The sequence below is a fragment of the bacterium genome (assembly GCA_026708015.1).
GTDB lineage: Bacteria > Actinomycetota > Acidimicrobiia > Acidimicrobiales > Bin134 > Poriferisocius.
In genome coordinates this window covers 13,376-37,010 of the sequence record JAPOVT010000065.1, presented here as the reverse complement: position 1 = coordinate 37,010, position 23,635 = coordinate 13,376, and the positions used below count along the sequence as shown (strand labels likewise).

The window sequence follows — 23,635 nt, the reverse complement described above, 5'->3', positions numbered from 1 at the left end:
GGCCATGTCGGAATCAATTGGGACGCGGATGGCTGCCCTGACGACCGAAGAGAAAGCTGACCTGGTGGCCGGTGAGGCCATCTGGACCACCAAGAGCTTCCCGGCCGCGGGCATTCCCGCTATCGGCGTCACCGATGGTCCCAACGGAGCCCGGGGCGGTGGGCTGCTGGGCACCGGCACTGCCACGGCGTGTATTCCGGCCGGGGCGGTGCTAGGGGCCACATGGGACCCAGAGCTGGTCGAACGGCTGGGCGGGCTCTTGGGTGACGAGGCCCGGGCCAAGGGGTGCCGAGTGCTGTTGGCCCCCACCATCAACCTGCACCGCAACCCGCTGGGGGGACGCAACTTCGAGTGCTACAGCGAGGATCCGATCTTGTCCGGTTTGGTGGCCGCGGCATTCGTGAGGGGCGTGCAATCGCGGGGAGTAGCCACCACGCCCAAGCACTTCGTGGCCAACGACTCTGAATTCGAGCGCAATACCATCGACTCTCAGGTCGACGAGCGCACCCTGCGAGAGCTGTACTTGGTGCCGTTCGAGTACGCGGTGGCCGAAGGCGGCACATGGGGGGTGATGAGCGCCTATAACCGACTCAACGGAATCTTCTGCTCGGAGAATGAATGGCTGCTCACCCGAGTGCTGCGGGATGAGTGGGGCTTCGACGGGTTCGTGGTCTCCGACTGGTTCGCAGCCCGATCTACGGCAGCTTCGGCCCGAGCCGGATTGAGCTTGGAGATGCCCGGGCCAGGCCAGTGGTACAACCGCGGCCCGATCGGCGAAGCGCTGGCGGCGGGGGAGATGGACGACGCTCATCTCGATCGCATTGCCGGCGACATGCTGCGATTACTGGAGCGCACCGGGGCGCTGGACGGGGACGACGATTGCCAGCCCGGCCAAGAGCAGGAGCTGGACCGGCCCGAGGATAGAGCGCTGGTGCGACAAGCGGCCGCGGCGGGGACGGTGTTGGTGTCCAACAGCGGGGTGCTGCCACTGGATTCGTCCATGTCAGGGCCGCTGGCCGTGATCGGCCCCAACGCTCGCAAGGCGCAGATCATGGGCGGGGGATCGGCCACCGTGCAGGCCTATCGCAACGTGAGCCTGATGGATGCGCTGGGAGACGAATACGGCCATCTCGATATCCGCTACGCCCAGGGCTGCGACATAGAGCGCTCCCTGATTGCGCTGTCGGCCCCGATGTTGAGGGGCAAGCTCCGGCTGGAGTACTTCAACGGCCACGACTGGTCGGGTCCGGTGGTACACACCCGAGAGTCGGCGTCGGCTGAGATGGTCTTCTTCGGCGAACCGGGACCGGGGGTGAACCCGGAGGCATTTTCGGTTCGGGCTTCGGGGGTGCTAGTGGCCGAGGACACCGGAGAATACGCCCTGGGCTTGGTGCAGCTCGGACGCTGTCGGGTTCTGCTCGACGGCGAGACGGTGTTGGATGCCACCGAGGGCGATTACGACAAGGGCGATGACTTCTTCGGGATGGGCTCTGAGGTGATCACCTCGCCGGTGCAGCTCACCGAAGGCCGCGAGACGCCCATCGTCATCGAGTACACGAGCCGGGACAGCTTCATGCTTTGCGGGGTGCGGGTGGGCCTCAAGTCGCAAGTTGATCGGGATCTTATCGCTGAGGCCGTGGAAACGGCGGCTGCCGCCGACGTGGCGGTGGTGGTGGTGGGAACCAACGCCGACTGGGAGACCGAGGGCCGCGACCGGGACTCCTTCGACCTGCCCGGCGACCAGCCCGAGCTGATCCGCCGAGTGGCGGCGGCCAATCCGAACACCGTGGTGGTGGTGAACACCGGCGGTGCCTGCAACTTGGACTGGGCCGACGAGGCGGCCGGGGTGCTGGTGGCCGGATTCGGAGGTCAGGAGATGGGCTACGCGGTGGCCGATGTTCTGTTCGGCCAGTCCGACCCCGGTGGGCGGATGGCGATGACCGTGCCGGCCCGCTACGAGCACAGCCCGGCGTTTCTCAACTATCCCGGCGAGAACGGAGTGGTGCGCTACGGCGAGGGCCTCTATATCGGCCACCGCTGGTTCGACGCCCGGTCCATCGAGCCGGCTGTTCCCCTAGGCCACGGCCTGTCGTACGCCTCCTTCGAATGGTCGGAGCCTCGGGTGTCGGGCGGGGGAGACACCGAGATGGTCGACCCGGTGATCGTGGAAGTCGACGTGGCCAACACCAGCGACCGGTCAGGCAGCGATGTGGTGCAGGTGTACGTGGAGCCGCCTGAGTCGCTGCTGCACCGCCCGGTTCGGGAGCTCAAGGGCTTCGCCAAAGTCCACCTGGCCCCCGGTGAGCGAACCACCGCCCGCATCGTGCTCACCCGCCGGGCCTTCGCCTACTACGACCCCGGCGACCAGACCCCACAAGGACTCGACTCAATGAGCCCGGTTCCCGCCGGGGAGTCCCACAAGCGCACCGATCCCGGCTGGTACGTCGACCCCGGCCCCTACACCATCTGGACCGCCCGCTCCAGCGCCAACCTCGTCCACCCCGCCGAAGTCCAGTTTAATGAATTTACAATATAATTTGTGTCAATCTGTTGATTGACAGTCTGAATTGCATTGGGATAGCGTTCTGGTATGGGAGTCTTCAAAGTGCCAATCCAGATCTCGGCTGCGGAAGGCGGGGAATCCATGGAGGTTGAGGCGATGGTGGACACCGGTTCCTTCTACACCATGCTGCCAGACAGGCTGCTGCGCGAGTTGGGGGTGAAGCCCATCGGTACGCGGCGACTCCGTCTGGCCGACGGACGGCGGATATTCATGAACTACGGCCGAGCATGGGTAACGGTAGAAGGCGAGAGCGAGGGGACCCTGGTGGTGTTCGGCGAGGACGATGGTCCGATTCTGTTGGGGGCTTACACACTACAAGGGCTGGCCCTGGCCGTGGACCCGGCGGAGGAGCGGCTGGTTCCATCCGACGTCATCATGTACCAATTGGCTGGCTGATCATCCCGGCAAACCAGATTGTATTGCAAATTGGTATGCTTATTGCATGGCACAGCTGGTGACAAGGGTTGACGACGAGCTGGTGGCTCAATTGGATGAGATGGTCGACAGCGGTGAGGCGAAGTCTCGCTCTGACGCGGTGCGGTGTGCGCTCGAGGATATGCTTGATCAGCGTCGACGCCGGCTCATCGGTGAGGCGATTGTGGAGGGCTACCGGCGCATTCCCGAGACCGAGGAGGAGTTGCGCTGGGCTGAGCAGAATCTCCGAGAGATGGTCGCAGAGGAGCCGTGGGAGCGCTGGTGAGCCCGGCACAGTGTGAAATCTGGTGGGCAGAGACCGAGAACGACATTCGTCCCGTGTTGGTTGTTACTCGAGGCCGAGCCATTCAGGGGCTTCGAAGGATTATGGTCGCACCGATCACGCGTAGCGTACGCGGTATTCCCACAGAGGTGCCGCTTGATATTGACGACGGCATGAGTGGGCAGTGTGCGGCTAGCTTCGACAATCTCCGCGTAATCCCAAAATCTTCGCTCACCCGCTATGTGGGAACGATTGCTCATCGGCGCTACGAGGTCTGCGCCGCCCTGGGTGCAATTGCCGACTGCTGAGGAAGCTGTGGAGCTGATGGGACTCGAACCCACGACCTCTTGCATGCCATGCAAGCGCTCTAGCCAACTGAGCTACAGCCCCGCGAAGAGGGCACTGTACCAGCCATCCTGACGCTTCCCCACATGGGATAACGGTTATTGGCCTTGTCCGGCGGCTCGGTAGATTGAGCGGCGATGGACGGCTACGACCCAGAGGCGATCGAGCCCAAATGGCAGCAGCGCTGGATCGACGACGCCACCTACGAGATCGACAACGACGATCCCCGACCGCCCTACTACGTGCTGAGCATGTACCCGTATCCCAGCGGTCCCGCCCACATCGGCCACGTACGCAACTACACCTTCGGCGACTTGCTGGTGCGCTACCGCACCATGCAGGGCGACGGGGTGCTGTCGCCCATCGGATTCGACAGCTTCGGCCTGCCCGCGGAGAACGCCGCCATCAAGACCGGCACCCACCCCCGGATCCACACCGATGAGAACATTGAACGGCTCTCGTCGTCGCTGCGCCGCATCGGCGCGGTGTACGACTGGCGCCGCACGCTCAGCAGCCACGACCCCGACTACATCCGCTTCACCCAGTGGATCTTCCTGAAGTTCTACGAGGCTGGCCTGGTTTACCGGGCCACCGCTCCGGTGAACTGGTGCCCCGGGTGCCAGACGGTGCTGGCCAACGAGCAGGTGCTGGCCGACGGCACCTGCGAGCGCTCCGGCGACATGGCCCTACAGCGCGAGTTGGAGCAGTGGTTCTACCGCATCACCGCCTATGCCGAGGAACTGCTCGACGGCCTCGACGGCTTGGACTGGCCCAACCGGGTGAAAATCATGCAGCGCAACTGGATCGGCCGCTCCGAGGGGGCCGATTTCACGCTGCCGATCGCCGATGCCGACGGCACTGCCCGCGACGACATCGACGGGATCGCGGTGTTCACCACCCGGCCCGACACCAGCTTCGGTATGACTTTCGCCGTCATGTCTCCCGAACACCCTCGGGTTGCCGAGCTCACCACAGATGACTGCCGAGCCGAGGTGGAGGCATTCATCGCCGCAGTTGCCGAGCGCAGTGAATTCGAGCGCCTGTCGGTGGCCGGGCCGGCCGACAAGCGGGGGGTGGATACCGGCACTCGGGTGATAAATCCGTTCACCGGCCAGCCCATCCCGCTCTTCTTGGCCGACTACGTGCTCACCACCTACGGCACCGGAGCCATCATGGCCGTGCCCGGCGAGGACCAGCGCGACTGGGAATTCGCCACCGCCTACGGCTTGCCCATCATCCGGACCGTGCAGCCCCCCGAGGACTTCGACGGCGAGGCCTACACCGGCGACGGCCCGTCCATAAACAGCGAGTGGCTCGACGGACTGTGGATGGACGAGGCCAAGGCGGCAGCCATCGACTGGCTGGAAGACCAGGGCATTGGCGAGCGCAAGGTGAACTATCGGCTGCGCGACTGGTTGCTGTCCCGCCAGCGCTACTGGGGGTGCCCAATCCCCGTTGTGTACTGCGAGGCGTGCGGGGCGGTCCCGGTGCCCTACGAGGATCTGCCCGTGGGGTTGCCCGACGACGTAGCCTTCATGCCCACCGGCCGCTCACCGCTGGTGGACCACCCCGGCTTCTTGAACACGCCCTGCCCCAACTGCGGCGGACCGGCTCGCCGGGAGACCGACACCATGGACACCTTTGTGGACTCCTCTTGGTACTTCCTGCGCTTCGCCGATCCCAAGAACCAGGAGCTGCCGTTTAGCCCGGAGGCGCTGGAGCGGTGGCTGCCGGTGGACCAGTACATCGGCGGGGTGGAGCACGCCATCTTGCACTTGATGTACGCCCGGTTCTTCACCCGGGCGCTGTCCGATTTGGGGGTGGCCCCCGCCGGGCTGCGGGAGCCCTTCCAGCGGCTGTTCACCCAGGGCATGGTGCGAATGGGCGGGGGCAAGATGTCGAAGTCGAGCGGCAACCTGGTGGCTCCTGAGGACATCATCGACGCTCACGGTGCCGATGCGCTGCGGTTGGCCATTTTGCAGGTGAAGCCCCCCGCCGAGGATGTGGATTGGGAGGACTTCGGCCTCGAGGGCTGTAACCGCTTCTTGGGCCGTCTGTGGCGCCTGGCCGCAGGCACCGCAGAGCGGGCCAATCCGGCCCGATCAGGACCTGTGACCGAAGCCGATCTCGCCATCGACGCCGCCACTCACCGGCTCATCGATCGCATCACCTCAGAGTTCGACCGCTGGTCATACAACACTTCAGTGGCCGGCTGCATGGAATTCACCAACGAGCTGTACCGTTATGTGCAAGCCGACGACGGTCCCCACTACGACACGCTGGCCTTCGCCGTCGACTCCCTGCTGCTGGCGATGGCCCCGATGGTGCCCCACATCTGCGCCGAGCTGTGGGAAATGCGCCGGGGCGGCAACATTCACGCCGAGCCGTGGCCGACTGCCGATGAGGCCAAGCTGGTGCTGGAGACGGTGACCATGGTGGTGCAGGTCAACGGCAAGGTGCGCGACCGCATCGAGGTGCCCGCCGACATCGCCGATGCTGAGGCGGAGGCCTTGGCGTTGGCGTCGGAGAGGGTGCAGCAATATCTGGACGGCGGCGACCCCCGACGGGTCATCGCCCGTCCGCCCAAGCTGGTCAACGTGGTGGTCTAGCGGCCCGCTAGGCGTCCCAAACCACGTGAAGCTCTTCAGGGCCGCGGAACGCCACCCCCCGGATGAGCGGGGAATCGGCGTCGGGGTCGAGCCGCAGGCCACCGAGCCGCTCGAGGATGGCCCGCAGGGCCACCCGCATCTCCAGGCGGGCCAGGTGCATGCCCAAGCACAGATGCCGACCCCAGCCGAACGCCATGTGGGCCACGGGCTGCTCGCGGTCGGGATTCCAGCGGTCGCCGTCGGCGTACACCTGCTCGTCCCGGTTGGCCGACGTCATGGTCATCATCAGCCGGGTGCCGGCCGGTATGGGGCAGCCATCCACCTCGGTGTCCTCGGTGGCCTCCCGAGTGGCCAGCGGCGCGGAGCTCTCCCACCGCAGGGTCTCCTCGATTACCTGGTCCAGCAGTGACCAGTCGGCCATCAGCCGGTCGATCCAGCCCTCGTTGGTCAACAGCGCCGTCAATGCGATGCCCATCTCCCGGGAGGTGGTCTCTGCTCCGGCGGGCATGAGCAGCAGCAGGAAACCGTAGATGTGCTCGTCGTCGAGGCGCTGTCCGTCGATCTCGGCATGGGTGATGTCGCTGATCAGGTCGTTGCGAGGGCTTTGCTTGCGATCCTCCACGATGGGGTGGAGGTAGTCGCGCATGGCCTGAGAGGCGGCATGGCCCTCCTCGGGGTGGAGAGGGCCGGCACTCACCTGCTCGGACCACAGCCGGAACTGGTCGGCGTCGTCCATCGGCACTCCCATGATCCCGGCGATCACCCGGGTGGGGAATCGCTGGGTGAGCTCAGCCACCAGATCGGCCTTCCCCCGAGGCGCAATCTCGTCCAGCAGCTCGTTGACGATGGGCGCCACCAACTCGGTCTCCCATCGGGCCAGCGCTGAGGATCGAAAGGCGTGCGATACCAGTCCCCGGTAGGCAGTGTGCTCGTCACCGTCCATGCCCAGCATGAGCGGTCCCATGAACGGGCCCATCGACTCGGCCACCACCCGGGTGGAGAACACCGCGCTGTTGCGCAGCACCGACTCGGTGTGGTTGCGGCGATACAGATTCAGGATGCGCCCGCCGAATCCGTCGTCGCGAACCTCCGGGGGCTCAGCCCGGCCTCGGTCCCACTCCCTGTGGGGGTTGATGGCCGCCTCTTCGGCTTGGGCCAAACCCTCGTGAAAGTCCGTCGGCTCCTGCGCCTCCATAATTGGAGACTCTATTCGGGCGACCGTCCTGGAATAGCTCGAAGTGCTTCCCGCACTTCGCCCCAGGGTCCGTCGGAACGGAGGCCCTGGCCGAATGACATACGGTCGATCAGCCCGCCATAGCTGGCTGCGACGCCGGTGGCCAGGTTCTGGGGCTCGGCCACAACGCCGAAGGTTCCCAGCATGGTGTCGTCGATCACATCGGCCATCTCCACCCACTGGCCCTGTTTGGACATGCGGTTCAGCTCGTCTTGGGCCTCGCCCCAGCCGTGGTGCTCGAGCACCGGGCGATAGGCGGGCGTTGAACCGTAGAAGGCCAGTTGCTGGCGGGCCGCTTGGGCCGACGACGCCATCTCCTCCTCGGTCTCTCCGGTGACGATGAACACGGGCATCGACACTTCTATGTCCATCGGATTGCGGCCCGCTCGGGCGGCCCCGCGCTCGAGGGCGGGCAGCGACACCTCCCGCACGTAGCTGGGGGTGGTGAATCCGTGGCTGATCCAACCGTCGGCCGACTCGCCGGCCACCTCGGTCATGAGGTTGCCCACCGCGGCCAGATGAACAGGGGGTGGGCCGAAGGGATTGGCACCGGGGCTGAACATCGGCGTCATGAGGGTGTGCTGATAGAACTCGCCCCGGAACGACAGGCGCTCGCCGGTCTCCCAGCTTTCCCATATGGCCTTTATTCCGTCGACCATCTCCTTCATGCGGGCGGCGGGATGAGACCAGGGCATGGAGAAACGCTTGGTGATGTGGGGCTTGATCTGCGAACCCAGGCCGAGAATGAAGCGCCCGCCGGAATAGGCCTGAAGATCCCACCCCAAATTGGCCAGAATCATGGGGTTGCGGGCGAATGCCACCGCAATCGAGGTTCCGATCTGAATGCGGCTGGTGTGCTCGGCGGCCAGCACCAGCGGCAGGAATGGGTCATGGTCGAGCTCGATAGACCAGACCCCGTCGTAGCCGGCGGCCTCCAGATTGCGGGCCGAATCGGCAACCTCGGCCAGAGGTCCAACCGAGCCTTTTCTAGCCGCTCTTGCCGCTAGTCCGCCGTCCAGTTTCATGTCGTGTCCTCTCGGGTTGCGGTCACAGTCATTTCGACTCGTCCTGGTCGCGTAGGAAGCGCTCTAGTTCTTCGGCCAGTTCGTCGCCGGTAGGGATCTCGGTATCTTGTTCACCTGCGCTGGCATCGTAGGCGCTCTCCAGCTGCCCAACCAGCCGCTGGTGGCTGGCGTTCTGGGCGATCATAGCGTCCAATTTCCGGGACACCTCCAGCCCCTCGGCGATCAGCGGGGCCGAATCGAACCGCAAATCGGCCACGGCCCGAAGACCTTGGAAGAGAGCAGCAGCAGCGGCCGGGAACGGGGAACCGGACGCATAGTGGGGGACCTGGGCCCACACCGACACCGTTTCCAGGCCCGCCACCTCGAACCGCTTGGATAGAGCCGCCCCGATTCCGGCGGGAACTTCCAGGGTTCCCTGGGGAGAGCCGAATCGCTCGATGAGGTTCTGGGAGGTGCCGGTGGCCGACAGCCGCACCGGCCGGGTGTGGGGCACCGCCGCGGGGTATGCCCCCAATGTCACTGCCCGGGCCACTCCCAACCGCTGCACCAGCTCATCGACGGCGGTGCAGAACGCCTGCCAGCGAAAGTCGGGCTCGGGCCCGTGGAGCATCAGGAACTCCTGCTGGTCGAGATCGTGAACCACCTGGAGGCTGATGGCGGGCCATCTGATGTCATCCACTCGGCCGTCCCGCACGGTCATAGTGGGGCGGCGGGCTCGGTGGTCGATGAGCAGATCGGCATCGAAGCTGGCCACCAGCACACCATCGTCGGGCTGCGTCATGATCTCGGCGGCAGTGCGCATGCCGTAGCCGGCATCCACCCAACCGTCGAGTGCCATCACCAGCACCGGATCAGCTAAATCGGGCATCTGATGGACGGTGACGAGTTCGCTGCTCATGCCACCTGCTCCGCGGCAGATGAGGCCATTTCAACTAGGGCGTCCACCCGGGCAACGAAGCTGTCAGCCCCTTGCGGCGGCGCCTTGTCGCCCATCGCGCCGCCCACGTACCGGCTGTACACGCCCTCCAAGATGCAGGCCAGCTTCCAGTAGCCAAAGGCCATGTAGAACCCGAAGTTGTCGATTTCGCGGCCGGACGCCTCCGAGTAGAGGTCGAACATCTCGGCTCGGCTGGCGAATCCGGCCTCGCCGGTGGGGGGATCGTCCAGCGCGGATTCGGGATCATCGGGCTCAGACCAATACACCAGGAGCTGGGCCACGTCGGCGTTGCGGTCGCCCAATGTACACAGCTCCCAGTCGAGCACCGCCAAAACCTGGCCTTGCTCACTCAGTATGCAGTTGTCCAGGCGGTAGTCGCCGTGGACGATGCCGGCTTCTCCCTGTTCGGGGATGCGGGCAACAAGATGGTCGTGGACTTCTTGGATCTGGGGGCGGTCCTGGGTCTTGGACTCCTCGAACTGGCGCAGCCAGCGCCGGAGTTGGCGGGCTATGTAGTCCTCTCTGCGGCCAAGGTCGCCCAGCCCCACCTCGTCCACGTCCACCGCGTGGATGTGGGCCAGCGTCTCGGCAATCGAGGTGGAGGCGGCTCGGCGCAGCTCAGGAGCCAACGCGGCCGCGTGGGTGCGATTGCGTACCACCTTGCCGTCCACAAACTCCATCACGTAGAACGGGCGCTCGTTGACCATCTCGTCTTCGCACAGACCATGGGTTCTGGGCACCGGCACGTCGGTATCGGCTAGGGCGGCGATGATCTTGTGCTCCCGGCCCATCTCGTGGGCGGTGGCCAGCACCTGATACAGAGGGGGTCGGCGCAGCACGTAGCACTGGCCGTTGGCATCAGTGGCCTTGAAGGTGAGGTTGGAGTGCCCTCCGGCGATCAACTCGAACGTCAGAGGCAGCACAACGCCCGGCACGTTGGCGTCGAACCACGCGCTGACCGCGTCGTGCCGGATGCCTCGGATGTGGTCCATGCAATTGGTGAGGGTAGCGTTCCCTCAGGGTCGATGAGAGGTAGCCGATGGCTGATGTGACTGATGCGACGTTTGCCGCTGAGGTAGTCGAGCGCTCCCACACCGTGGCGGTGGTGGTGGACTTGTGGGCGCCGTGGTGCGGTCCGTGCAAGACCCTGGGGCCGATCCTGGAGCAAGCGGTGGCGGCCACCGACGGGGCGGTGGAGCTGGCCAAGGTCAACGTGGACGACAACCCGCAGACTGCCCAGGCGTTCCAGGTGCAGAGCATTCCCGCGGTGTACGCCATGAGCGACGGCAAGGTGGTGGACGGATTCATCGGCGCCCAGGGCGAGGCCGCGGTGGCCGAGTTCGTGCAGCGTCTGATTCCCACCGAAAAGGAGAGCGAGGTGGAGGCTTTGGTGGCCGCCGGCGACGAGGACTCTCTGCGGCGGGCGTTGGAACTGGACGCCGACCACGAGGACGCCGTGGTGGGGCTAGCCGACTTGCTGGTGGCTGATGGTCGGGGCGAGGAGGCCCTCGATCTGCTGGAGCGGATTCCCGAGACCGCCGAGGTCCGTCGTATCGCCGCGTTGGCCCGCACCGGCCCGGGGGCCGCCGACAACGGAGATGTCGAGGCCCGCCTCGACGATCTGCTGGGCCGGGTGAAGGCCGATCCGGACGCCCGCCAGGAATTTGTGGACCTGTTGGAGATCATGGGGTCTGACGATCCCCGCACCTCGGTCTATCGTCGGCGCCTCACCACCCAGCTCTATTGAGCCAAAGACTATTTTTATTTATTTCTGATATAATCCAGGTGCTTCCCCTCTCGCAAAGGCAGCGCGTCGCGTCCGGAAACGGCTATGGAAGAACCCTCGCTTCCTCCTCCTCGGTTGACTCCCGCGGAACGGGTCCGGGAGATGTGGGATGACTACCGCCATCTGATCACCGGCCCCCGACTGCTGATGGCCGGGGCCGGGTTGGTGGCTGCCATCGCAGTGGCCGCCTACCTGATGGTCGGTGCCAACGGCACCCCCCGGCCAGAGGCGATCATTCCTATGGCCACACCGCTGCCGGTTGCCGCAACACCATCGGTTGAGCCGACTCCGATCCTGGTCCACGCCGCCGGTGCGGTTCATACCCCGGGGGTGTACTTGTTCCGGGGGGAGGCCCGAGTCCACGACTTGGTCCAGGCCGCCGGGGGGCTGACCCCTGATGCCGACCACGACCGGGTGAACCTGGCTGCTCCGCTCTCCGACGGCCTATGGATGTACTTCCCGCGAATTGGCCAGACCACCGTGCCCGCCCCGGTGGGCGGAAGCGGGTCAGGGGGCGGTGGAGCGCAGGCCCGCTCCGGGCCACTCAACCTCAACATTGCCACCGCCGAGCAGTTGGAGTCGCTGCCCGGGGTAGGGCCGGCCATTGCTGCGGCCATTATCGAACACCGACAGCGGATCGGCGGGTTTGCCTCTGTTGACGGGTTGCTGGCGGTGTCGGGCATCGGTCCCAGCAAACTCGAACAGATCCGGGCCCTGGTCGCCGTGTGAGCGCCAGACAGAGGCGGCACCGCCAACGTGTGGTCGCCGGCCCGAGATGAGTGACCGCCACGCGGTGGCGTTGGCCGTCGCCGCTCTGGCCGGTGCCTGGTGGTCGGCGGCCGTCCCGCTGGTTCCGGCGATTGTCCTGGGGGTTGTTGCCCTGGCCGTCCGCCGGCCGTGGCTGCTGGTGGCCGCGGTCGTGCTGCTGAGTTCGTCGCTGGGAGCGCGGGCCTGGGCGGGCCTCGATCCCCTTGAACCTTCAGCGTTTGACGGCGAAGCCGCCCTGGTGTCCGATCCGGTGCCAGTGGGCGAGGGGATGCGGGTGTTCGTGCGGGCGGACGGACGACGCTATGAGGCTTGGGCCTACGGCCGCGCCGCCCGAGACCTGAGCAAACGATTGGCAGGGGACCGCGTCAACGTCGCCGGTAGCGTCCGGCCGATCCTGCCGCTTCCCGACTACCAAGCGGCCCGCCATATCGCCAATCGGCTGAACATCGACCGCATCCACGGTCATCAGGATGGACCTGTTCCCTATCGGCTGGCCAACTGGCTGCGACGAACCATCGCCCGGGGCGCTCAGACGATGGACGGCGACCGCCTCGCCCTGTTCACCGGGCTGTCGTACGGCGACGACCGCCACCAGTCGCCGGTGGTGTCCGATGACTTTCGGGCCTCGGGGCTCACCCATCTGCTGGCCGTGTCGGGCCAGAACGTGGCCTTCGTGCTCATCTTGGCCCGACCCCTGATCGAGCAGTTCGACTACCGGGGCCGCTGGGTGCTCACCCTGGGGGCCATCGGCTTTTTCGCTCTGGTCACCCGGTTTGAGCCGTCGGTGCTGCGGGCCTCAGCCATGGCCGCCATCGCCGCCACCGCCACCCTCGTGGGGCGCGAGGCCTCTAGCCGCCGTGTGCTGGCCCTGGCCGTGGCCCTGTTGGTGCTGGTTGATCCGCTGTTGGTTCATTCGGTGGCCTTCCGGCTGTCAGTGGCCGCTTCGACGGGCATCATCTTGTGGTCCCCCCGCCTCGCCGAGCGCTTACCCGGTCCTCGGATATTGGCCGACGCGGTGGCCGTGACCATCTCAGCACAGTTGGCCGTGTCACCGCTGCTGATCGCCACCTTCGGCGGGGTGCCGGTGGCCTCTTTGCCCGCCAACCTGCTGGCCGCCCCGGTGGCCGGGCCGATCATGATGTGGAGTCTGTCGGCCGGCGTGGTGGCCGGACTGGTGGGCGGTCCGCTTGCCCAGGTCATCCATTGGCCCACCAGCGTGGGCATTGGCTGGATCCAGGCGGTGGCCGGCTGGGCGGCGTCAGCTCGACTGGGCGAGCTGCAAATCCCGCATCTGGTCGCAGTGGCCATGGGCGCGGTCGTCTGGTGGTTGGCCCGGCGTCGACTGCTGCGGGCGGCGGCCGCCGGGGGATTGGCCATGGCGCTGTTGGTGCCGGCGGTGGCCCTGCGGATCGCCGATCCTCCGTTCCACGCCGTGCTCGACTCCGGCGTCGAAGTGTGGCGCCATCACCACGCGACAGTGGTCATTCTGGGCGCCAACCGGTCGACCGAACGGCTACTCGAGGACTTGCGCCGGGCCGGGGTTGAAGCCGTGGATGCGGTAGTAGCCGACCGGGGCACCCGGGCCCAGCGCGACCAGATTCTCTCGCTCAAAGAGCGGATGTGGGTGGGAACGGTCATCGCTCCGCCCGGCCACCGCATCGGCGGCGCCACCACCATCCGCACCGGCCAACAAGTCCTGGTTGGAGACCTCATAGTAGAGGTGACCTCCCACGACCCCCGTCTGACGGTGTCGGTAACCCTGTCACCCGACACCAGCGCGGTGTAGCGTCGCCGGTGTGATTGTGGAGCTGGGGCCGCATCGCTATGACGTGACCACCCGGGCCCTGGTCATGGGGATCTTGAACCGCACGCCTGACTCGTTCTATGACGCCGGTCAGTACTGGGATTTCGACGCTTTTTTGGCCAAGGCGGATGAGCTGGTGGCCGAGGGGGCCGACTTCTTGGACGTGGGCGGGGTGAAGGCCGGTCCTGGCCCTGAGGTGACCGAGGCCGAGGAGATGGACCGGGTGGTGCCAGCCATAGAGGCGCTGCGGAAGCGCTTCGACCTGCCCATATCGGTGGACACCTGGCGGGCCTCGGTGGCCCGGGAGAGCTACGCTGCCGGGGCGGTGGTGGGCAACGACATCAGCGGGTTCGCCGACCCCGACTTCCTACACGAGGCGGCAGAAGCGAGGGCATCAGTGGTGGCCTGCCATGTGCGGTTGGCGCCGAGGGTGGCCGATCCCGAGCCGGTATACGACGACCTGGTGGGAGAGGTGGGCCGGTTTCTGGCCGAGCGGGCCCAATGGGCCGTTGACGCGGGTATTCCCCCGCAGCGGGTCATGCTCGATGCCGGCCATGATCTGGGCAAGACCCCCGAGATGTCGGCGGAGCTGCTACGCCGTGCCGACGAGCTGGTGGATTTGGGCTATCCCATCTTCCTGTCAGTGTCCAACAAGGGGTTCTTGGGGGCGCTGACCGACACCGAGGTGGGAGACCGGCGGGAGGCAACGCTGGCGGCCCATGCCCTCGGGGTCGGGCTGGGCTGTCGGATCTTGCGGGCCCACGATGTTGCCGGCACCCGCCGGGTGGCCGACTTCATGAGTGCAATCCTCCAACGCCAACGGGAGTGTGCATGAGCGCGACAGTTGAACGCTTTAGGGGCCGGCGATGAGCGCCACGGTGGTCCTTCTGCACGGAGACGATGAGGTGCTGTTGTCCAACGCGGTGCGCGACCGTGTGGCCCAGTTGGTGGGCGACGGCGACCGGTCGCTGATGGTGGCCGAGCTGACCGAGGCCGCCTACTTGGAAGACGACGACTACCACATCGCCCCGCTGGTGGACGCGGCCCAGACCCCGCCGTTCCTCACCGAGCGGCGGGTGGTGGTGGGCCGGGAGATGGGCCGATTCTCCACCGTCGATTCGCTCAGCCCATTGCTTGGCTATCTGGAGAACCCCCTGGAGACAACCGATTTGGTGCTGGTGTGGGAGAAGGGGCCGGCGCTTCAAAGGCTGAACGCAGTGCCCAAGCGCCTATCGGAAGCAGTAGCCGAGGCCGGCGGTGAGGTGGTCGGCGCCGGGGTACCCCGGGGCCGCGACGGCGCGGCCAAGTGGATGGACACCCAGATCGCCGCCGCGGGGCTCCGGCTTCGGCCCGGGGCCAAGCGGCTGCTGGCCGACCACCTGGGGGAGGACATGAGCCGCCTGCCTGCGGTGCTCACCACGCTGGCGTCGGCCTATGGGCCGGATCGGGCATTGGAGGCCGACGATGTGGCCCCGTTCATCTGGGAGGCCGGGTCGGTGCCCCCTTGGGAGCTCACCGATGCGGTGGAGTCGGGCAACATCGCCGACGCCTTGGACAAACTGCGCCGCATGCTCCACGCCGGAGGCCGCAACGAGATGCAGGTGCTGTCCACCCTCTACAACCACCACAACCGGCTGCTGCGCTTGGACGGGGCCGACGCGGCCGACGAGAAGGAGGCGGCCGAGCTGCTGGGCCTCAAGGGCTCCACCTTCCCGGCCCGAAAGGCGCTGCGCCAGGTGAGGAAGCTGGGGTCGAAGCGGGTAGCCCGATCGATCGAGCTGCTGGCCCAAGCCGACTTGGACTTGCGAGGTGCCTCTGCTGTGCCCCCAGAGGGGGTGCTGGAGGTGCTGGTGGCCCGTCTGACCCAGCTGAACCGCTAGAGGTTGGGAGTTGGACTGGGGCTACTCAGCCTGAAGCCGGGCCAGGCGCTTCATCAAGCGGGACTTCTTCCGGGCGGCGGTGTTGGGGTGCAACACGCCCTTGGTGGCCGCCTTGTCGATGCGCTTGATGGCCATGCGGGCCGCCTCGGCGGTCTCTTCGGCGTCCCCGTATTGGGCGGCGGCCTCCGCGGTTCGAGTTCGGGTGATGACCTCCGAGCGCACGGCCCGGTTGCGTTGGCGGCGCTTCTCGTTTTGGCGATTGCGCTTTATCTGGCTCTTGATGTTTGCCACAGAATGACAACTCTACCGTCCCCCAACCCTGCCAACCACATGGGGGAAGTACCTCGTTGACCAATCAGATGACTCGGCTTCTCAATCCTCCAACTCTCCGTAACCACATGGGAACCTAGTCATTGAGGGCGGTAGCGTTACTCGGTTCCCATGGATCTCTCCCACATCCGCAACACGTCGATCATCGCTCATATCGACCACGGCAAATCCACGCTGGCCGACCGCATGCTGGAGTTGTGCGGAGCGGTCGACCCAAGGGATATGCGGGCCCAGTATCTGGACTCCATGGACTTGGAGCGGGAGCGGGGCATCACCATCAAGCTCCAGAGCGTCCGCCTCGACCACGACGGCTGCGTGATAAACCTCATTGACACTCCCGGACACGTGGACTTCGGCTATGAGGTGAGCCGCTCCCTGGCCGCCTGCGAGTCGGTCATCTTGTTGGTGGACGCCGCCCAGGGCATCGAGGCCCAGACGCTGGCCAACTGCTACCTGGCCCTGGAGAACGAGCTGGAGGTGGTGGCCGCCGTCAACAAGATCGACCTGCCCGCGGCCGAGCCCGATCGCCGGGCCGAGGAGATCGAGCAGGTTCTGGGCATTGCCGCCGAGGACGTGCTGCACATCAGCGCCAAGACCGGAGAAGGCGTGCGCGAACTGCTCGATGCGGTGGTGGCCCGCACCCCGCCGCCGGTCGGCAACCCCGACGCCCCGCTCCAGGCGCTGATCTTCGACTCCCATTTCGACCAGTACCGGGGCGTGGTCAGCTCGGTGCGGGTGATGAACGGGCGGCTGCGGTCGGGGGCCAAGATCCGCTTCATGCAGGCCCGCGCCGACCGGGAGGCCGACGAGATCGGAGCCTGGCGCCCCCAGCCCACACCGGTCGACGAACTGGGACCCGGCGAGGTGGGCTACCTCATCGCCGGGATGAAGAACGTGGCCGAGGCCCGGTCGGGGGAGACCGTCACCACCGCCCGCGATGGCGCGGCCGAGCCCCTGGCCGGCTACCAGGAGCCCAAGTCGATGGTGTTCTGCGGGCTGTATCCCATCGACGGCGACGAGTTCGCCGCGCTGCGCGACTCCCTGGAGCGGCTGCGGGTGAGCGACTCCAGCTTCAACTACCAGCCGGAGTCGTCGGGGGCGCTGGGCTTCGGATTCCGCTGCGGCTTCTTGGGGCTCTTGCACATGGAGATCGTGCGGGAGCGCCTCGAGCGGGAGTTCAACCTCAGCCTCATCGCCACCGCCCCGTCGGTGGCCTACCGGGTAGAGATGGACAGCGGCGAAGAAGTGGAGGTGGACAACCCATCGGAAATGCCCCCGTCGGCGGAGATCAAGGGCATCCAGGAGCCCATGCTGGCCGCCACCATCATCGCTCCCGCCGACTACACCGGCACCCTGATGGAGCTGTGTCAGGCCCGTCGGGGGGAGATGAAGAAGCTGGAGTACCTGTCGCCCGAGCGGGTGGAGCTGGCCTACCGGCTGCCGCTGGCCGAGGTGGTGGTGGACTTCTTCGACCAGCTCAAGAGCCGCACCCAGGGCTATGCCAGCCTGGACTACGAGCCCGACGGCTACGCCTCCTCCGACCTCACCAAGGTGGACATCTTGCTCCAGCACGAGCCGGTGGACGCCTTCAGCTCCATCGTCCACCGGGATGCGGCCTATTCCTACGGCCGGCGCATGACCGAGAAGCTCAAGGAGCTCATACCCCGCCAGCAATTCGACGTTCCCATCCAGGCGGCCATCGGCGGCAAGATCATCGCCCGGGAGACGGTCAAAGCCTTCCGCAAAGACGTCACCGCCAAGCTGTACGGCGGCGACGTGACCCGCAAGCGCAAGCTGCTGGAGAACCAGAAGGCCGGCAAGAAGAAGATGAAGGCCATCGGCCGGGTGGACGTGCCCCAGGACGCCTTCATATCCGCCCTCCGCCTCGACGACTGAGACCGCCTGTCCGACGTTTGCCGGGTGGCACCCCAGGCCACCCCAGTAGTATTCAAGGCTTATGGGAACCCAAGGCGAGACGCTCTCGGCCCGCAAGGCCGCGGTGCTGCGGGCCGTGGTGGAGGGATATATCTCCACCACCCAGCCCGTGGGCTCCTCCCATGTCTCCGAGATCGCCGATTTGGACGTCTCCCCGGCCACGGTCCGCAACGAGATGCTGGCCTTGGAGCAGGCCGGATACCTGAGCCAGCCCCACACCAGCGCGGGCCGCATCCCCACCGACAAGGGCTACCGCCACTTTGTGGACTCCCTCACCGACGTGTCCGGCACCCTGGGCCGCACCGAGCACCAGCAGGTGCGAGCCTTCTTCGACACCACCCACAGCGAGCTCGAGCAGATGCTGGCCGACACCAGCGCCCTGTTGGCCGACCTCACCGCCTATGCCGCGCTGGTGGTGGGCCCCCAGCACTCCAGCGCCACTATCCGGTCGGTGAGCTTGGTGGACCTGTCGGAGCGGCTGGTGATGGCCCTGGTGGTGTACGAGAACGGGTCGGTGGACAAGCGCACCATCGAAATGGACCGGCCTGCCGACTCGGTGGAGATGGCGCGGGCGTCCACCCAGCTCACCGACTTGCTGGCCGGAAGCCCGGCCAGTGACCTGCGAGACCGCGGGCTGGATTATGCCCTTACCCCGCTAGCGGCCCGGGTGCTGGACTCGCTGGCCGATCTGAGCGATGCCGAGGAGCAGCTCTACGTGGGAGGGGCGGCCAGCGTGGCCGGGCTGTTCGACGCCACCGAGACGGTCCGCTCGGTTCTGGGAATACTGGAGAAGCAGTTGGTGGTTGTTTCGTTGGTGAGAGACATCCTGGATCGAGGCCTCACGGTGGCCATCGGCTCGGAAACCGGGGTGGCCACCCTGGCCGAGTGCTCGCTGATCGTGGCTCCCTACGAGGTGGCCGGTCAGCCGGTGGGTTCCATCGGGGTGCTGGGCCCCACCCGCATGAACTATCCCCAGGCGCTGGCCGCGGTGGCGGTGGTGAGCCAGAACCTGGGCGATCGGCTGTCGTCCCCCTAGTTCGATGGCCGCTGACTTCTACGAGCTGCTCGGCGTGGGCCGAGATGCCACTGAGGACGACCTCAAGAAGGCGTTTCGCAAGCTGGCCCGCCAGTACCACCCCGACGCCAACCCCGACAACGCTGAAGCCGAGGCCCGGTTCAAGGAGATCGCCCTGGCCTACGAGACGCTGAGCGACCCCCATAAGCGAGCCCACTATGACCGCTTCGGCACCGCGCCGGGGGCGGCCGGAGGGGGCGATCCGTTCTCCGGCATGAACCTGAGCGACATCTTCGAGGCCTTCTTCGGGGGATCGAGCCCGTTTGGGTCCAGCCCGTTCGGTACCGCGGGCGGGAGGGCCCGGACCGGTCCCCAGCGCGGTGCCGACCTGGAAGCGGTGCTGACCCTCGACTTTGAAGACGCGGTGCTGGGCACCGATGCCGAGGTGACCGTGCGCACCGCCACGGTGTGCGAGCAGTGCGAGGGCCGGGGCGCGGCCGAGGGAACCCAGCCCATTACCTGCGGCACCTGCGATGGCATGGGCCAGGTGCAGCGGGTGCGCCAGTCGATCCTTGGCCAGATGGTCACCCGCACGGTGTGCGACACCTGCTCGGGCAGCGGCGAGGTAATCGCCGACCCGTGCCGCGAGTGCCGGGGCGATGGCCGGGTGGTGGGCGACCGGGACTACACGGTCACCGTCCCCGCCGGGGTGGGTCAGGGATCCACGCTGCGGGTGGCCCGCCGGGGCGCGGCCGGCCCGCGGGGCGGTCCTCCTGGTGACCTGTACGTGCATATCGACGTGTATCCCCACCCCCGCTTCGAGCGCGACGGCGACAATCTGGTGGACCGGCTGCACTTGACCATGGTCCAAGCCGCCCTGGGCGCCGACTTGAAGTACGAGACGCTGGACAGCGTGGAAGACCTGGAGATTCCCGCCGGCACCCAGTCCGGCGATGTGTTCCGCATCAGAGGCCGGGGAGTTCCCCGGCTGGAGGGCCGGGGCCGGGGCGATCTGCTGGTGCAGGCCATGGTGGAGACGCCCACTGGGCTGAGCGACGACGAGATCGACCTGCTCCGCCAGCTCGCCGAGTTGCGGGGTGAAGAGGTGGCGCCCACGACCAGGAAGCGACGCCGTGAAGCCCGGCGGCGGTGACGGCCCCCACGTCTTTGTCGATGACCTAGAACACCCCGAGCTGAGCGACGAGGACCGCCATCACTTCACCCGGTCGCTGCGGTTGCGGCCCGGAGACTCCTTCACCGCCTCCGATGGCGTCGGTTCGTGGCGGGTGTGCCGCCTGGGGTCCGGCCCCCACGACGAGCCCGACGGCGAGGCCGTGTATGTCGAGGCTCCCCGCCCCAAGCTCACCATCGGCTTCGCCCTCATCAAGGGCGGCCGCCCCGAGCTAGTCGTGCAAAAGCTCACCGAGCTAGGGGTGGACGCCATCGTGCCGTTCACCGCTGAGCACAGCGTGGTGCGCTGGAATTCCGACCGGGCAACCCGCCATATCGAGCGATTGCGCCGAGTGGCCCGGGAAGCCGCCATGCAGAGTCGCCAAGTGCGAATCCCCGAGATCGGCGAAGTGGCCGAGTTTGCCGATCTGGCCGCTAAGCCCGGAGCCGTGCGAGCCGACATCACCGGCAACCCCCCATCCCTAGACCACCCCACCGTCCTCATCGGCCCCGAAGGCGGCTGGTCTGAAGCCGAGCGCCGCCAACTCCCCGCCATCCGCCTCAGCACCTCAGTCCTGCGCTCCGAAACCGCCGCCATCGGTGCCGCCGCCCTCCTCACCGCCCTCCGCGACGGATTGACCAGTGTGAGCTGAGAAAGGCTGCCAGCGCAGTTTGGTTTGACGCGCTCAGACCAGGGTGCCGAGGGGGGCGGCGGCGATGCGCTCGTTGAGGCGGTGGGCGGTGGCGCCAGGGTGGACGACGAGTCCAGCGCGGAAGGTATCGCCCAATCGGTCTCGCAGGGCGCTGAGGTGTCGGGCGTCCCTAGTCGAAATTGCCTCAGCAAGCTTGATCTCAAATGCGATCACTCCTCCGTCGGGAAGGTCAGCGATTAGGTCGACCTCATTCTCGCCGCCCGCTGATCGCAGGTGGGAGAACCGCCATCCCAAGCCCAGTGCCTCAGCTGTTGCCTTGATCTGGCAGGTCGCCGCGCTCTCAAATAGGTTGCCGAGACGCTCCCGGTTATCGCTCAATCTCGGCGCAGTGTCGAAGTGGTCAGCGGCGGCGAGGGCTGGGTCTACAAGGTGGCGCTTCGGGCGTTTGGTAAGGCGTTTCAGGCGGTTGTCGGACCAGCCGGGCAATTGCTCGATAATCCCGAGCCGTTCCAATAGGTCGTGGTACGTCTCGCCGGTGGCCTTCGACACTTCTGCGGCATTGTGGATGGTGGCGTGTTCTGCAGTCGTACCCAAGGTCGCCCCATAGGCACGCAAGTAGGAGCGGAGCTTGCCGACGTTGCGCTGGCCAGCAGCGATCTCGGTCAGGTCCCGTGAAATGGCGAGGTCCAAATAGGCACGCAGCGCTTCCTGGTGGTCAACCTCATCCATCTCAAGGTAGCCGGGCAGGCCTGAATGCACCGTTGGGGAGATTTGTTCAGCCGCCGAGAATGGCGACTTGATGCCTCGCAACACGTCGATCCCGTGCTCGCCCGCGTCGGCTAGCGCAACGATGGGGGCGTGGCCCCGTCTCTCGGAGAGGGTCATCGGCCTCAGCCGTAGGGGCATGATCCTTCCAGCACCAGCATGTATATCGGCACTCATTGCCGTTCGGGATGATCCGCTCAAGAGGAACTGGCCGGGAGACCGGTCGTCGTCGATCATGCGCCGCACTGCATCCCACACCGTTGGAACTCGTTGCCATTCGTCGATGAGCAATGGCCTTGGCAATGTCGCGCAGGCCGCCTCCGGGTCGCGGGCCACCAGATCGGCCGTTGGGGGATGGTCAAGTCGAAGCGTTGATGCCGCGAGACGGCTGGCGGTACTGGTTTTGCCCACACCCCGGATGCCTTCAATCAGGCACGCCGGATGCACACTGGCCAGGTGGGCTAGCCGGTCATCGAGATGCCGCCGCAAGTAGGTCATGCATAAAAGACTAATGGACTATCCACAATGTGGGTAATCAGATTTGCCAATCACCGGCATTCCGGGTCACGCTTTGCACGAGCCTGCACCGTCTCCTTGAATTCTCGGGTGAGCGGCATGTTGCGACTCCCTGACATGTCCATTATTCAGCTGCGTTTGTCGATATTTCGATGGCCAACTGCTTCCGCGATGACCTGCTTGCCATCGCGAGCCATGTCAATAGATGTGCCACTCACCATTCCACAGACGGATTCGAAATCGCCTTGAAGGGCCGGTGCGTCCAACTCCTCCTTGAATGGGCGCCAGGCAAACGCCGCAATTCTGCCTTCCATCGTTCGGGGATTAACGCTCGGTGATGGGGGTGTAGGTGCGCTCTTCGGAGCCGGTGTAGACCTGGCGGGGGCGGGCGATGCGGCTGTCTTGTTCCAGGAGTTCTACCCACTGGGCGAGCCAGCCGGCGGTGCGGGCGATGGCGAACAGCACGGTGAACATGTCGGTGGGGAAACCCATCGACTGGTAGATGAGCCCGGAGTAGAAGTCCACGTTGGGATAGAGGCGGCGGCTCACGAAGTAGTCGTCGCCCAGCGCCACCTCTTCCAACTTGAGGGCGATGTCGAGCAGCGGGTTGGAGCCGGTCACCTCGAACACGTCGTAGGCGGCATCTTTGATGATGCGGGCCCGGGGGTCGTAGTTCCTGTACACCCGGTGGCCGAACCCCATCAGCCGGGTTTCACCGGCCTTGACCGCCTTGATGAACGGGTCGATGTTCTCGTAGCTGCCGATGTCGTAGAGCATCTCCATAACGGCCTGGTTGGCCCCGCCGTGGCGGGGGCCGTACAAAGAGCAGGCGGCGGCGGCGATGACCGAGTAGGGGTCGGTGTGGGCGCTGCCCACCACTCGGGCGGTGCTGGTGGAGCAGTTCTGGCCGTGGTCGGCGTGGGTGATGAGCAGCAGGTCGAGCGCCCGGGTCATGGCCGGGTCGCACTGGTAGGTGGGCTCGGCGATCTTGAACATCATCGACAAGAAGTTGGTGGCGAAGTCGAGGTTGTTGTCGGGATACACGAACGGCAGCCCGGAGTTGAAGCGTGAGCCCGCGGCGGCCACCGTCGGCACCTTGGCGATGAGCCGCACGATTTGGTGCATGCGGTTCTCGGGATCGTCTATGTCCTTGGCCTCCGGGTAGAAGGTGGACAGCGCGGCGATGGTGGACACGAACATGCCCATCGGGTGGGCGTCGTGGAGGAACGACTCCATGAACCGCTTGCGGAAGCGCTCGTGGATGAAGGTGTGGTGGGTGATCTCGTGTACCCACACGTCGTATTCGCCGGGGGTGGGCAGCTCGCCGTGAAGCAGCAGGTAGGCCACCTCCAGGAAGGTGGAGTGCTCGGCGAGTTGCTCGATGGGATAGCCCCGGTAGCGCAGGATGCCGTTCTCGCCGTCCACCTCGCTGACGGCGCTGGTGGTGGCCGCGGTGGTGCTGAAGGATGGGTCGAGGAACCAGACGTTGGGAAGCAGTTTGCGCCAGGCTGCGGCATCCACACCACCGTCGACAATCGGAACCTCAATCGACTCACCGGTCCGATTGTCGGTGATCGTTATGGACTCAGGCACGCACGGCTCC

At 66.2% G+C, this 23,635-nt stretch carries 21 protein-coding genes and 1 tRNA gene; 13 read left to right on the top strand and 9 right to left on the bottom strand.

What is annotated here, in order from left to right:
• The first annotated feature begins 28 nt into the window (after positions 1-28).
• Genes OXG30_16665 through OXG30_16655 form a run of 3 tightly spaced genes read left to right on the top strand, consistent with a single transcriptional unit; the run spans position 29 to position 3,263 of the window.
• Positions 29-2,536 carry a glycoside hydrolase family 3 C-terminal domain-containing protein gene (locus tag OXG30_16665; protein ID MCY4136525.1) on the top strand — a complete coding sequence of 836 codons (2,508 nt, stop codon included), beginning with the start codon at positions 29-31 and terminating at the stop codon, positions 2,534-2,536.
• A gap of 54 nt (positions 2,537-2,590) precedes the next feature.
• Complete coding sequence (locus tag OXG30_16660) at positions 2,591-2,959, top strand: aspartyl protease family protein (GenBank protein MCY4136524.1); 369 nt, start codon at positions 2,591-2,593, stop codon at positions 2,957-2,959.
• Between the two features lie 46 nt (positions 2,960-3,005).
• Positions 3,006-3,263 (top strand): ribbon-helix-helix domain-containing protein, encoded by a 258-nt coding sequence (locus OXG30_16655; protein ID MCY4136523.1) that lies wholly within the window; start codon positions 3,006-3,008, stop codon positions 3,261-3,263.
• Between the two features lie 313 nt (positions 3,264-3,576).
• On the opposite strand, the gene OXG30_16650 is transcribed toward OXG30_16655, so the two are convergent.
• Positions 3,577-3,650, bottom strand: a tRNA-Ala gene (locus OXG30_16650).
• Positions 3,651-3,742: 92 nt separating this feature from the next.
• Between OXG30_16650 and leuS the strand changes: the two genes are divergently transcribed.
• The gene (gene leuS, locus OXG30_16645) at positions 3,743-6,214 is read left to right on the top strand and encodes a leucine--tRNA ligase (GenBank protein ID MCY4136522.1); all 2,472 of its coding nucleotides are present in this window, start codon (positions 3,743-3,745) and stop codon (positions 6,212-6,214) included.
• 7 nt (positions 6,215-6,221) lie between these two features.
• Here the strand turns inward: leuS and OXG30_16640 are convergent, their stop codons facing one another.
• The 4 genes from OXG30_16640 to OXG30_16625 are packed head-to-tail and all read right to left on the bottom strand — an operon-like array spanning position 6,222 to position 10,402.
• A complete protein-coding gene (locus OXG30_16640) occupies positions 6,222-7,409 on the bottom strand; it encodes a cytochrome P450 (protein ID MCY4136521.1) in 1,188 nt (395 codons plus the stop codon).
• A gap of 11 nt (positions 7,410-7,420) precedes the next feature.
• Positions 7,421-8,473 carry an LLM class F420-dependent oxidoreductase gene (locus OXG30_16635; protein MCY4136520.1) on the bottom strand — a complete coding sequence of 351 codons (1,053 nt, stop codon included), beginning with the start codon at positions 8,471-8,473 and terminating at the stop codon, positions 7,421-7,423.
• Positions 8,474-8,501: 28 nt separating this feature from the next.
• Positions 8,502-9,371: a PAC2 family protein gene (locus tag OXG30_16630; GenBank protein ID MCY4136519.1), complete on the bottom strand. Its 870-nt coding sequence runs from the start codon at positions 9,369-9,371 to the stop codon at positions 8,502-8,504.
• Positions 9,368-10,402: a phosphotransferase family protein gene (locus tag OXG30_16625; GenBank protein ID MCY4136518.1), complete on the bottom strand. Its 1,035-nt coding sequence runs from the start codon at positions 10,400-10,402 to the stop codon at positions 9,368-9,370. The genes OXG30_16630 and OXG30_16625 overlap by 4 nt, the downstream gene beginning before the upstream one ends.
• A gap of 47 nt (positions 10,403-10,449) precedes the next feature.
• Here OXG30_16625 and OXG30_16620 point away from each other — a divergent pair, with 47 nt between their 5' ends.
• The 5 genes from OXG30_16620 to holA all read left to right on the top strand — a co-directional run bounded on the left by OXG30_16620 (position 10,450) and on the right by holA (position 15,648).
• Positions 10,450-11,157 (top strand): tetratricopeptide repeat protein, encoded by a 708-nt coding sequence (locus tag OXG30_16620; GenBank protein MCY4136517.1) that lies wholly within the window; start codon positions 10,450-10,452, stop codon positions 11,155-11,157.
• A 114-nt stretch (positions 11,158-11,271) separates the two neighbouring features.
• Positions 11,272-11,925 (top strand): helix-hairpin-helix domain-containing protein, encoded by a 654-nt coding sequence (locus OXG30_16615; GenBank protein MCY4136516.1) that lies wholly within the window; start codon positions 11,272-11,274, stop codon positions 11,923-11,925.
• A gap of 46 nt (positions 11,926-11,971) precedes the next feature.
• Complete coding sequence (locus tag OXG30_16610) at positions 11,972-13,750, top strand: ComEC/Rec2 family competence protein (protein MCY4136515.1); 1,779 nt, start codon at positions 11,972-11,974, stop codon at positions 13,748-13,750.
• A 10-nt stretch (positions 13,751-13,760) separates the two neighbouring features.
• Positions 13,761-14,603, top strand: coding sequence for a dihydropteroate synthase (gene folP / locus OXG30_16605; GenBank protein ID MCY4136514.1), 843 nt, complete (start codon positions 13,761-13,763; stop codon positions 14,601-14,603).
• A 31-nt stretch (positions 14,604-14,634) separates the two neighbouring features.
• Positions 14,635-15,648, top strand: coding sequence for a DNA polymerase III subunit delta (gene holA, locus OXG30_16600; protein ID MCY4136513.1), 1,014 nt, complete (start codon positions 14,635-14,637; stop codon positions 15,646-15,648).
• Between the two features lie 21 nt (positions 15,649-15,669).
• Here the strand turns inward: holA and rpsT are convergent, their stop codons facing one another.
• Positions 15,670-15,939 (bottom strand): 30S ribosomal protein S20, encoded by a 270-nt coding sequence (gene rpsT / locus OXG30_16595; GenBank protein ID MCY4136512.1) that lies wholly within the window; start codon positions 15,937-15,939, stop codon positions 15,670-15,672.
• Between the two features lie 150 nt (positions 15,940-16,089).
• Between rpsT and lepA the strand changes: the two genes are divergently transcribed.
• From lepA to OXG30_16575, 4 genes are all read left to right on the top strand, one after another.
• Positions 16,090-17,874, top strand: coding sequence for a translation elongation factor 4 (lepA, locus tag OXG30_16590; GenBank protein ID MCY4136511.1), 1,785 nt, complete (start codon positions 16,090-16,092; stop codon positions 17,872-17,874).
• Positions 17,875-17,935: 61 nt separating this feature from the next.
• A complete protein-coding gene (hrcA, locus tag OXG30_16585) occupies positions 17,936-18,949 on the top strand; it encodes a heat-inducible transcriptional repressor HrcA (protein MCY4136510.1) in 1,014 nt (337 codons plus the stop codon).
• Positions 18,950-18,953: 4 nt separating this feature from the next.
• Positions 18,954-20,081 carry a molecular chaperone DnaJ gene (dnaJ, locus tag OXG30_16580; GenBank protein ID MCY4136509.1) on the top strand — a complete coding sequence of 376 codons (1,128 nt, stop codon included), beginning with the start codon at positions 18,954-18,956 and terminating at the stop codon, positions 20,079-20,081.
• Positions 20,062-20,751, top strand: a complete 690-nt coding sequence (locus tag OXG30_16575; protein ID MCY4136508.1) for an RsmE family RNA methyltransferase — start codon at positions 20,062-20,064, stop codon at positions 20,749-20,751. Before dnaJ ends, OXG30_16575 begins: the two co-directional genes overlap by 20 nt.
• 33 nt (positions 20,752-20,784) lie before the next feature.
• On the opposite strand, the gene OXG30_16570 is transcribed toward OXG30_16575, so the two are convergent.
• From OXG30_16570 to OXG30_16560, 3 genes are all read right to left on the bottom strand, one after another.
• Positions 20,785-22,014, bottom strand: a complete 1,230-nt coding sequence (locus OXG30_16570; protein ID MCY4136507.1) for a DUF4143 domain-containing protein — start codon at positions 22,012-22,014, stop codon at positions 20,785-20,787.
• Positions 22,015-22,160: 146 nt separating this feature from the next.
• Positions 22,161-22,346, bottom strand: a complete 186-nt coding sequence (locus OXG30_16565) for a hypothetical protein (protein MCY4136506.1) — start codon at positions 22,344-22,346, stop codon at positions 22,161-22,163.
• Positions 22,347-22,356: 10 nt separating this feature from the next.
• Positions 22,357-23,625, bottom strand: a complete 1,269-nt coding sequence (locus tag OXG30_16560; GenBank protein MCY4136505.1) for a citrate synthase — start codon at positions 23,623-23,625, stop codon at positions 22,357-22,359.
• Positions 23,626-23,635 lie beyond the last annotated feature (10 nt).

Coding starts and splice junctions, on each gene's coding strand:
- hrcA (MCY4136510.1), top strand. CDS start 17,936: ATGGGAACCCAAGGCGAGACGCTCTCGGCCCGCAAGGCCGCGGTGCTG.
- lepA (MCY4136511.1), top strand. CDS start 16,090: ATGGATCTCTCCCACATCCGCAACACGTCGATCATCGCTCATATCGAC.
- leuS (MCY4136522.1), top strand. CDS start 3,743: ATGGACGGCTACGACCCAGAGGCGATCGAGCCCAAATGGCAGCAGCGC.
- dnaJ (MCY4136509.1), top strand. CDS start 18,954: ATGGCCGCTGACTTCTACGAGCTGCTCGGCGTGGGCCGAGATGCCACT.
- OXG30_16620 (MCY4136517.1), top strand. CDS start 10,450: ATGGCTGATGTGACTGATGCGACGTTTGCCGCTGAGGTAGTCGAGCGC.
- OXG30_16565 (MCY4136506.1), bottom strand. CDS start 22,346: ATGGAAGGCAGAATTGCGGCGTTTGCCTGGCGCCCATTCAAGGAGGAG.
- OXG30_16570 (MCY4136507.1), bottom strand. CDS start 22,014: ATGACCTACTTGCGGCGGCATCTCGATGACCGGCTAGCCCACCTGGCC.
- OXG30_16610 (MCY4136515.1), top strand. CDS start 11,972: ATGAGTGACCGCCACGCGGTGGCGTTGGCCGTCGCCGCTCTGGCCGGT.
- holA (MCY4136513.1), top strand. CDS start 14,635: ATGAGCGCCACGGTGGTCCTTCTGCACGGAGACGATGAGGTGCTGTTG.
- OXG30_16640 (MCY4136521.1), bottom strand. CDS start 7,409: ATGGAGGCGCAGGAGCCGACGGACTTTCACGAGGGTTTGGCCCAAGCC.
- OXG30_16655 (MCY4136523.1), top strand. CDS start 3,006: ATGGCACAGCTGGTGACAAGGGTTGACGACGAGCTGGTGGCTCAATTG.
- OXG30_16635 (MCY4136520.1), bottom strand. CDS start 8,473: ATGAAACTGGACGGCGGACTAGCGGCAAGAGCGGCTAGAAAAGGCTCG.
- OXG30_16660 (MCY4136524.1), top strand. CDS start 2,591: ATGGGAGTCTTCAAAGTGCCAATCCAGATCTCGGCTGCGGAAGGCGGG.
- OXG30_16630 (MCY4136519.1), bottom strand. CDS start 9,371: ATGAGCAGCGAACTCGTCACCGTCCATCAGATGCCCGATTTAGCTGAT.
- OXG30_16665 (MCY4136525.1), top strand. CDS start 29: ATGGCTGCCCTGACGACCGAAGAGAAAGCTGACCTGGTGGCCGGTGAG.
- OXG30_16625 (MCY4136518.1), bottom strand. CDS start 10,402: ATGGACCACATCCGAGGCATCCGGCACGACGCGGTCAGCGCGTGGTTC.